The sequence below is a fragment of the Asanoa sp. NPDC050611 genome, assembly GCF_040654855.1.
Lineage (GTDB): Bacteria > Actinomycetota > Actinomycetes > Mycobacteriales > Micromonosporaceae > Asanoa.
In genome coordinates, this window is the sequence record NZ_JBFAIU010000318.1 from 1 (window position 1) to 8,767 (window position 8,767).

The following is an 8,767-nucleotide window of genomic DNA, read 5'->3' on the forward strand; positions in this document are numbered from 1 at the left end:
CTCAGCTCCGCCCATCGCTCAGCTCCGCCCATCGCTCAGCTCCGCCCATCGCTCAGCTCCGCCCATCGCTCAGCTCCGCCCATCGCTCAGCTCTGGTCATGGTTCGGCGCGGACCGGTGGGGCGCCGGCGGTGGCCAGCCGCTCCAGTAGGTCGGCGGCGATGGCCAGCAGGTCGCGCTCCGCGGCCGTCAGCTCCTGCGTAATAAGTGCGGCGGCGAAGCGGTCCCGCGGGCGCATCTCCACGTGCAGCATGCCGCGGCCCTGGTCGGTGATCGTGACCAGAGCCTGCCGGCGGTCGTCCGGGTCCGGGGTCCGCGTGATCAAGCCACGTTCCTGCAGCGTCGCGAAGACCCGGGTGAGCGTCTGGGGCTTGGCCCGGAGCCGGTCGGCGATCTCACCCGGTGTCAGCGCGCCGTGCCGGTAGAGCTGCCCGAGGACCGCCGTCTGGGTGAGGGTCAGGAACCCGGCCCGCTCGGCGCGGATCCGCTCGCTGTAGGCCGCCACGCCGACGCGGATCCGGCGCGCGACCGCGAGGTCGGTATCCGTACGCATTCGCTGACGGTATCCCCGGCCACGCCGCTTGTCGAGCGCGTTAATCGTAAGCTGATGCGTATCGATTGAGTTATCCACAGGCCCTCCTGCCGGGGGCTTGCGGCCTCATAGAATCGCCGCGTGGCGACGTCAGCGGAGATGGTGGGTGCCGAGCCGGTCGAGGTGCTGCGGCGGCTGTTCGGCTATGACACGTTCCGCGGCCAGCAGGCGGAGATCATTTCGCAGCTGGTCGGCGGGGGTGACGCGCTGGTCCTGATGCCGACCGGCGGTGGCAAATCACTGTGCTACCAGATTCCGGCGATCGTCCGGCCGGGCGTCGGCGTGGTGATCTCCCCGCTGATCGCGCTCATGCAGGACCAGGTCGACGCGCTACGGGCGCTCGGCGTGCGCGCCGGCTTCGTCAACTCCACCCAGGAGTGGGCCGAGCGGCGCGACACCGAGGAGGCGTTCACCCGCGGCGACCTCGACCTGCTCTACCTCGCGCCCGAGGCGCTCGGCTCCCCCAACACGATGCGCCTGCTCGAGCGCGGGCGGATATCCCTGTTCGCGATCGACGAGGCGCACTGCGTGGCCCAGTGGGGTCACGACTTCCGGCCCGACTACCTGGGCCTGTCGGTCCTCCACGAGCGCTGGCCCGACGTGCCGCGGATCGCGCTGACCGCGACCGCGACGACCGCCACCCGCGACGAGATCGCCACCCGGCTCAACCTGACCGACGCCAAGCGCTTCGTGGCGAGCTTCGACCGGCCCAACATCCAGTACCGGATCGTGCCAAAGAAGAGCCCGGCCAACCAGCTCCTCGAGTTTCTCCGCACGGAGCACAAGGACGACGCGGGCATCGTCTACTGCCTGTCGCGGGCGTCCGTCGAGCGCACCGCCGAGCTGCTGGTGACCAACGGGGTGCCGGCGCTGCCCTACCACGCGGGCCTCGACGCACGGACCCGCTCCGCCAACCAGTCCCGCTTCCTGCGCGAGGACGGCCTGGTGATGGTGGCGACGATCGCGTTCGGCATGGGGATCGACAAGCCCGACGTGCGCTTCGTCGCCCACCTCGACCTGCCGAAGTCGGTCGAGGGCTACTACCAGGAGACCGGCCGCGCGGGCCGCGACGGGCTGCCGTCGACGGCGTGGCTGGCCTACGGCCTGCAGGACGTGGTCCAGCAACGCAAGATGATCGAGACGTCCGACGCCGACCGCACGCGGCGCCGCGCGCTGGCCCAGCACCTCGACGCGATGCTGGCGCTGTGCGAGACGGTCACGTGCCGGCGGGTGCAGCTGCTGGCCTACTTCGGCGAGGCCGACGGCGAGCCGTGCGGCAACTGCGACACGTGCCTGACTCCGCCGTCGTCGTTCGACGGCACGATCGCCGCGCAGAAGCTGCTCTCGACGGTGCTGCGCCTCGACCGCGAGCGCAACCAGCGGTTCGGGGCGGGCCAGGTGATCGACATCCTGCTCGGGCGGCAGACCGACAAGGTGACGCGGTTCCGGCACGACCAGCTCTCGGTCTTCGGCGTGGGCACCGAGCTGTCCGAGGCGGAATGGCGGGGCGCGGTGCGGCAACTGCTGGCCCAGGGTTTGCTGGCGGTGGAGGGCGACTACGGCACGCTGTCGCTGACGGACGCGAGCCGCGGCGTGCTGTCCAAGGAGCGCCAGGTGATGCTCCGCCGCGACGCACCCAAGGCCGCACGTCCCGCGAAGACGCCGAAGGCGGCCGCACCCGCGCTGGCGGGCGAGGCCGTGGGCACGTTCGAGCGGTTGCGGGCATGGCGCGCGGCCACGGCCAAGGAGCAGGGCGTCCCGGCCTACGTGATCTTCCACGACGCGACGCTGCGCCAGATCGCCACGGACGAGCCGGGCACGCTGGCGGAGCTCGGCCGGGTGAGCGGGGTGGGCGAGAACAAGCTATCCAAGTACGGCCAGCAGGTGCTCGACGTGCTGGCGGAGTCGCTGCCTGGCGCGCCGGGGCCCGCACCGGCCGCCGCGCCGAAACCGCGCGCCGCCGCCGACGACGACGACCTGTGGGGCGACGAGGAGCTGGTCGAGCCGGACTACGAGGAGTAAGGGCGCCGGGACAACCCCGACGCCCTCGCGGTCAGCGCCGGTCGCGCAGGTGCGCGCGCCGTTCGCGGAGTTCGTGTTCGTCGATCTCGCCGCGCGCGTACCGCTCCGCCAGCGTCTGCTCCGCCGCATGCCGCGCTGTGCGCCGCGGCGAGCGGTTCCAGATGAAGTAGCCGATCACCGAGACCACGAGGACCCAGAACAGGATCGGGAACACGATCCACCATCCGGGGCCACCGTGGTTCCAGGGACCGTTGTGCCAAGCGGGATCGGCGGCATAGGTCGAGAGCTGTGCCAACATCGTGAGCTCCTCACCGAGAAGGACTTTCCGTGACGCTCTCGACGGTCCCGCGCGCGGCGCCCCACGGCGTCGGCCCGGAAGCGGCATCCGGCGTACGCAACCGGGCGCAGGCCCTAACTTGGGGTGATGGGTGATGTGATGCGGGCCGTCGGCTACCGGCGGCCGTTGCCGGTGTCCGACCCGGAGAGCCTGGTCGACGCCGAGGTGCCGGTGCCCACCCCCGGCCCGCACGACCTGCTCGTCCGCGTCGAGGCCGTGTCGGTCAACCCGGCCGACGTCAAGTCGCGGTCCGGCAGCGACCCGAAGGGCTTCCGCATCCTCGGGTACGACGCGGCCGGCGTGGTCACCGCCGTCGGTGACGCGGTGACGCGGTTCGTGGCCGGCGACGAGGTCTGGTACGCCGGCCGGATCGACCGCCCCGGCAGCAACGCCGAGTTCCAGCTCGTCAACGAGAACATCGTCGGGCGCAAGCCACGCACGCTGGACTTCGCGGACGCCGCGGCGCTGCCGCTGACCACGATCACCGCGTGGGAGATGCTCTTCGACCACTTCGGCCTGACCGAGCAGAGCACGGGAAAGCTGCTGATGGTCGGCGCGGCCGGCGGGGTGGGCTCCATGGTGCTGCAGCTGGCGCGGGCCCGCACCGGGCTGACCATCATCGGCACCGCCCGCCGGGGCGAGTCACGCCAGTGGGCCATGGAGATGGGCGCACACCACGTGGTGGACCGCCACGACATGGTCGCGTCGGTGCACGCCCTCGCGCCGGACGGCGTCGACTACATCATCAGCCCGTTCTCCAAGGGCAACATCGAGACGTACGCGGCCCTGATCCGCCCGCTGGGCCACATCGCCGCGACGGACGAGCCCGACGGCCTGGACCTGCTCCCCCTCAAGCCGAAGAGCGTGGCGTGGCACTGGGAGCTGATGTTCACGCGCCCGATGCTGCTGCCCGCCGACACCTACCAGCACGAGCTGCTGACGGAGACGGCCAAGCTGGTCGACGCGGGCCGCCTGCGCACGACCGCCACCACCCGGCTCGGCCCGCTCAACGCCGCGACCCTCCGGGACGCCCACGCCCGGGTGGAGAGCTCGGGCGCCATCGGCAAGGTCGTCGTCACCGCCACCTGACCGCTGCGGTCCCGGGATGGCCGGCTGACCCGCGGCGGGAGTTGAATGGGACCCGGGAGGCAGGGTGGACACGCTCGAACGGGCCCGGGAACACCACCGCCGGCACGCGTGGGTGGACGCGTGCGCCGCGTTCCGGGCCGCCGAGCCACTCTCGCTCGACGACCTCGAACGGCTGGCCGAGTGCACCCAGGTGCTGGGCCGGATCGACGAAGCCGTGGTGTTGCGGCAACGGCTCTACGCGGCGTACGTCGAGGCCGGTGCCGTCGGTCGGGCCATGCGCACGGCGTTCTACCTGGCGCACGCGCTGGTCGTGAAGGGTGAGCCCACCCTGGCGAGCGGCTGGCTGGCCCGCGCCGGCCGGCTGGCACCGCCCGAGGCCGCGCCCGCTGAACGGGGATACCTGCTGATCCCGGAGGCCGAGCAGCGGTTCGGCGCCGGTGACCCGGACGGCGCTTTTGCGACGGCCGCGGAGATCGACCCCCGGGGCGACCCGGACCTCGCGGCGATCGCCCTGCACATCCAGGGCCGCGCACGGATCCGGCAGGCCCGGGTGGCCGAGGGTCTGGCCATGCTCGACGAGGCGCTGGTCGAGGTCAGCTCCGGCGTGACCGCGGCGCCGGTGACGAGCTGGATCTACTGCAGTGTCATCGACGCCTGCCGGGAACTGCACGAGCTGCGCCGCGCTCGGGAGTGGACGGTCGCGCTGAACGTCTGGTGTGACGCGCGGCCGCAGTACACCGGCGTGTTCTCGGCGGTGTGCCGGATCCACCGGGCCGAGCTGCTGCTGCTCGGTGGCGAGTGGCCCGACGCGGTGCGCGAGGCGCGGCTGGCCTGCGACCAGCTCACCCGAGGGTACGGTGCGGCGCTGGCCGGACCCGCGCACTATCAGCTCGCGGAGGCGCACCGGCTGCGCGGCGACGCCGGGGCGGCGGCGGAGGCGTACCGCGCCGCGGGCCAGTTCGGCGGGCCGGCCCAGCCGGGGCTCGCGCTGCTCTGGCTGGCGCAGGGCCGGGCGAGCGCCGCCGCGGCCGCGGTCCGGCGGGCGCTGGTCGAGACAAGGCATCCGTTGGCCCGCGCGCGCCTGCTGCCCGCGTACGTGGAGATCATGCTGGCCGTGCCGGACCTGCCCACCGCTCGGGAGGGCGCGGCCGAGCTCGACGGCATCGCCTCCGCGTTCGACACCGCCGGTCTGATCGCTCGCGCCGCGTACGCCGATGGAACCGTGAGCCTGGCGGCCGGCGATCCGGACGCCGCCCTGCCGGCGCTGCGCCGGGCCTTCGAGCTGTGGCGCGAGCTGGCGGCGCCCTACGAGGCCGCGCGGGCCCGGATCGGCGTCGGCCTCGCCTGCCGGGCGCTCGGTGACGAGGCATCCGGGACGCTGGAGCTCGACGCGGCACACCAGGCCCTGGCCGGGCTCGGGGCGGCCGACCCGGTGACGCCGCCGGACCGCGCGGGCCTCAGCCGCCGCGAGCTCGAAGTGCTCCGGCTGGTCGCCGCGGGCCGGTCCAACCGTGCGATCGCGGAAACGCTGGCGATCAGCGACCGCACGGTCGAACGACACGTGAGCAACATCCTCACCAAACTCGGCGTCGGGTCGCGCACAGCGGCGGCGGCGTACGCGTTCGCGAACGGCATCCACTGAGGGAAATCACCCATCGACCGCCAACCGTTGCGTGGTCGCACCGAAGCGACGCCGTCGACTCCGGACCTAGCGTCGTCGTCAGGGGGTGGTGCGCGATGCGGCACGCGGTGGTGCTGGGTGCGGGGATCGGCGGCCTGTTCGCGGCGGCGGCGTTGAGCGAGGTGTGTGAGCGGGTGACCGTGGTGGAGCGCGACCGGCTGCCGGCCGGCCCCGCACAGCGGCGGGGTGTGCCGCAGGGCCGGCACGCGCACGTGCTGGTCACCGCGGGCGCCCAGGCGCTGGACCGGCTCTTTCCCGGTGCGTACGGGGAGCTGGTGGCCGCGGGGGCGCCGGTGGTCCGGGACTTCGCCGAGTTCCGGCTCGCGCCGGGCGGCGGGCGGCCGTTGCTGGTGCGGCGCCGGCCCGAGCAGCCGTTCGCCTGTCAGGTGAGCCGGCCGTGCCTGGAGGCGCACCTGCGGGCCAGGCTCGGTGCGCTGTCCAATGTGGCCCTTCGGGACGGCGCGGCGATCGCGGGCCTGACCGCCACGGGCGGCCGGGTCACCGGCGTGAGTCTGGTGCGGGGCGACGACGTCCGCGCTGACCTCGTGGTCGACGCGACCGGGCGCGGCAGCCGGGCGCCCGTGTGGTTGGCCGAGCTCGGCTATCCGGCACCGCGCGTGGAACGGGTGCCGATCGACCTCGTGTACGTGACCCGGCAGCTCCGCCCGTCGGGCGCCCTGCCCGCGAAGGTCGTGGGCGTCAGCGCGCGGCCTGGCCGGCCGCGGGGGATCGTGCTGTTCGCTCAGGAGCAGGGCCGGGCGATCCTGACCGTGTCGGGTTACGGCGGCCACCACCCGCCACGGGACCCGGCCGGACTGATGGCGACCGTGGCGGAGATCGCGCCACCGGACGTGCTGGCCGCCCTCCGCGCCGCGGAGCCGCTCGGCGACCCGGTGCTGGCGCGCTTCCCGGCCAACGTCCGGCTCCGCTACGAACGCCTGCGCCGCTTCCCCACCGGCTTCCTCGTGCTCGGAGACGCGATCTGTTCGACCAACCCCGCGTACGCGCTCGGCATGTCGGTCGCGGCCCTCCAGGCGGAGGCGCTGCGGGACGTGCTCCTGGCCGGCGACCACGACCTGGCCCGCCGGTTCTTCCCGGCGGCGACCCGACCGGCCCGCGCCGCGTGGCAGGCCGCGGTCGGCGGCGACCTGAAGTTGCCCGAGGTGCCCGGCCCGCGCCCGCTCCCGATCCGGCTGGCCGGCGTCTACACCGGACGGTTGCTCCGGGCAGCCGAGCGGGACCCCGTCGTGGCGCACCAGTTCCTCCGCGTCGCGTCGCTGCAGGACCCGGCGACGCGGTTGTTCCGCCCGTCGGTCGCTGTCCGTGCGGCACTACGCGGGCGCGACCTCCGCGACAGCGCTGACGACCGGCTGTCCGGCGACTAGCGACGGGTCGTTGTGGTCGGCGCCGTCGACGGCCACGACGCGCGTCAACCGCGCGGCCCGGTCGGCGACGGTCCGGCTCTGTTCAGGCGGGACGATCGTGTCCGCGGTGCCGTAGACGACGACGGTCGGCGCGTCGACGCGGGCGATCCGGTCCGCGACGGCGAAGCGATCCTTCAGCAGGAGCCGGACGGGCAGCCACGGGTAGTGCGCGCTGCCCACGGCCGCCAGGTCGGTGAACGGCGAGCGCAGCACGAGCCCAGCGGGTGGGTGCGCGGCGGCGAGCTCGGTGACCACCGCCGCGCCGAGGCTCTCACCCAGGTAGACGACCCGATCCGCGGAGACGCCGGGCTGCTCGGACAGGGCGCCCCGGGCGGCCCGCACGTCGCGCGCGAGACCGTCCTCGGTCGGGCTGCCGGCGTTGCCGCCGTAGCCGCGGTAGTCGAACAGGAGCACCGTGAACCCTTCCGCGGCGAGCGCGGCCGCCAGCGGGAGGCGGTGCCGCCGGTTGCCGGCGTTGCCGGGCGCGACGAGCACGGCGACGCGCCGGTCCCGCGCCCCGGACGGCGGGATCAGCCAGGCGCCGAGGGTCAGGCCGTCGCTCGTACGCAGGGAAAGGTCCCGCGCACCAGGGACGGAGCCCGGGGCCGACCGGTCCGGGAAGTAGATCAGCCGGCGTTGCACCAGCCACACCGTGCCGAGCAGCAGCGCGCCGACGAGGGCCAGCGCCACTGCGACGCGGGGAAGGGTGCGCACACCACATCATTGTGCGGCACGCGCCCTCACGTGGCGGCCGAGGCCGCTGCGTGGCAGGCGCCCCAGCCCTCCGCTCGCGCGACGACACGGCCGTCCCGGATCAGGACCGCGGCCTCCGTCGCGTCGCTGACCGCCGGCACCCCCGCCACGGCTGCGATCGCCCCCGTGTCGTCGTGCAGCACCGACAGGCGCGACAACGCCGTGGGTGGGAACGCCGCCCGCAGGCAGCTGTCGACCTCCGCCAAGGCCAGCCGGGCCAGTGCCGACAGCTCCGCCGGGTCGCCGCTGACCACCACCGCCGTCACCGACGTGCCTGGCGGGGCCGCGCGGACCGCCTCCTCCACCGCGCCCAGCCTGTGCAGGCCCAGGATCGCGACCACGCCGCCGGACGGACCGCCCGGGGGCGGGGACCAGCGTTCGTCGACCGGGCGCGCCCGCACCGCATAAGGCAGGTGGGGTGGCAGCCACGCGTCGTCCAGGTCCAGGTCCGCGAGCTGCGCGCACGCCCGGACCACGTCGAACGGCTCCACGAACCCGGGCGCGGCCGCGGCCAGTTGGGTCGCTCCGTGCAGTGTGGTCAGTGCGCTCTCCGCCACCCGGACCCGGCGCCCGGTGCGGGTGCGTAGGTCCGCGAACGCCAGGTTCTCCAGCGCCAGGCCCAGGAGCAGGGCGTTGAGCTTCATCAGCTGTGCGTACGGAAATCGGGTCGCGGCGTCGGCCAGGACCTCCGGCAGCAGGTCCACGCCCAGGCGCGACGGGGACTGGTCGTCGTCGGTCCAGAGTGGCAGCCGCGCCGTCCAGGCGCGGGCGAACGACGCCAGGGCCTCTCGCGGTGCGGTCGCGGTCGGTTCGGCGTCCGGCGATTCCGTCACCGCGGCCGCCGCCCGCGCCGCGGCGGGGAGGGCGCGC

Annotated in this window: 7 protein-coding genes and 1 pseudogene; 4 read left to right on the forward strand and 4 right to left on the reverse strand. The window is 74.1% G+C overall.

What is annotated here, in order from left to right; translation table 11 throughout:
• Window positions 1–96: 96 nt before the first annotated feature.
• Window positions 97–552 (reverse strand): MarR family transcriptional regulator, encoded by a 456-nt coding sequence (locus AB0H87_RS33115; RefSeq protein ID WP_360154721.1) that lies wholly within the window; start codon window positions 550–552, stop codon window positions 97–99.
• 138 nt (window positions 553–690) lie between these two features.
• On the opposite strand from AB0H87_RS33115, the pseudogene recQ reads away from it, so the two are divergent.
• Window positions 691–2,493: pseudogene (recQ, locus tag AB0H87_RS33120) on the forward strand (DNA helicase RecQ); the annotation flags it as partial.
• Between the two features lie 151 nt (window positions 2,494–2,644).
• Here the strand turns inward: recQ and AB0H87_RS33125 are convergent.
• A complete protein-coding gene (locus AB0H87_RS33125) occupies window positions 2,645–2,911 on the reverse strand; it encodes a hypothetical protein (RefSeq protein ID WP_360154724.1) in 267 nt (88 codons plus the stop codon).
• A 126-nt stretch (window positions 2,912–3,037) separates the two neighbouring features.
• Between AB0H87_RS33125 and AB0H87_RS33130 the strand changes: the two genes are divergently transcribed.
• From AB0H87_RS33130 to AB0H87_RS33140, 3 genes are all read left to right on the forward strand, one after another.
• Window positions 3,038–4,039 (forward strand): zinc-binding alcohol dehydrogenase family protein, encoded by a 1,002-nt coding sequence (locus tag AB0H87_RS33130; protein ID WP_360154727.1) that lies wholly within the window; start codon window positions 3,038–3,040, stop codon window positions 4,037–4,039.
• 64 nt (window positions 4,040–4,103) lie between these two features.
• A complete protein-coding gene (locus tag AB0H87_RS33135; RefSeq protein WP_360154730.1) occupies window positions 4,104–5,681 on the forward strand; it encodes a LuxR C-terminal-related transcriptional regulator in 1,578 nt (525 codons plus the stop codon).
• Window positions 5,682–5,776: 95 nt separating this feature from the next.
• Window positions 5,777–7,105 carry an NAD(P)-binding protein gene (locus AB0H87_RS33140; protein ID WP_360154733.1) on the forward strand — a complete coding sequence of 443 codons (1,329 nt, stop codon included), beginning with the start codon at window positions 5,777–5,779 and terminating at the stop codon, window positions 7,103–7,105.
• On the opposite strand, the gene AB0H87_RS33145 is transcribed toward AB0H87_RS33140, so the two are convergent.
• Together AB0H87_RS33145 and AB0H87_RS33150 are read right to left on the reverse strand one after the other, a co-directional pair.
• The gene (locus tag AB0H87_RS33145) at window positions 7,052–7,858 is read right to left on the reverse strand and encodes an alpha/beta hydrolase (RefSeq protein ID WP_360154736.1); all 807 of its coding nucleotides are present in this window, start codon (window positions 7,856–7,858) and stop codon (window positions 7,052–7,054) included. The genes AB0H87_RS33140 and AB0H87_RS33145 overlap by 54 nt on opposite strands.
• A gap of 26 nt (window positions 7,859–7,884) precedes the next feature.
• Window positions 7,885–8,767: TetR/AcrR family transcriptional regulator (locus tag AB0H87_RS33150; protein WP_360154739.1), on the reverse strand; the 883-nt coding region annotated here is incomplete at its 5' end.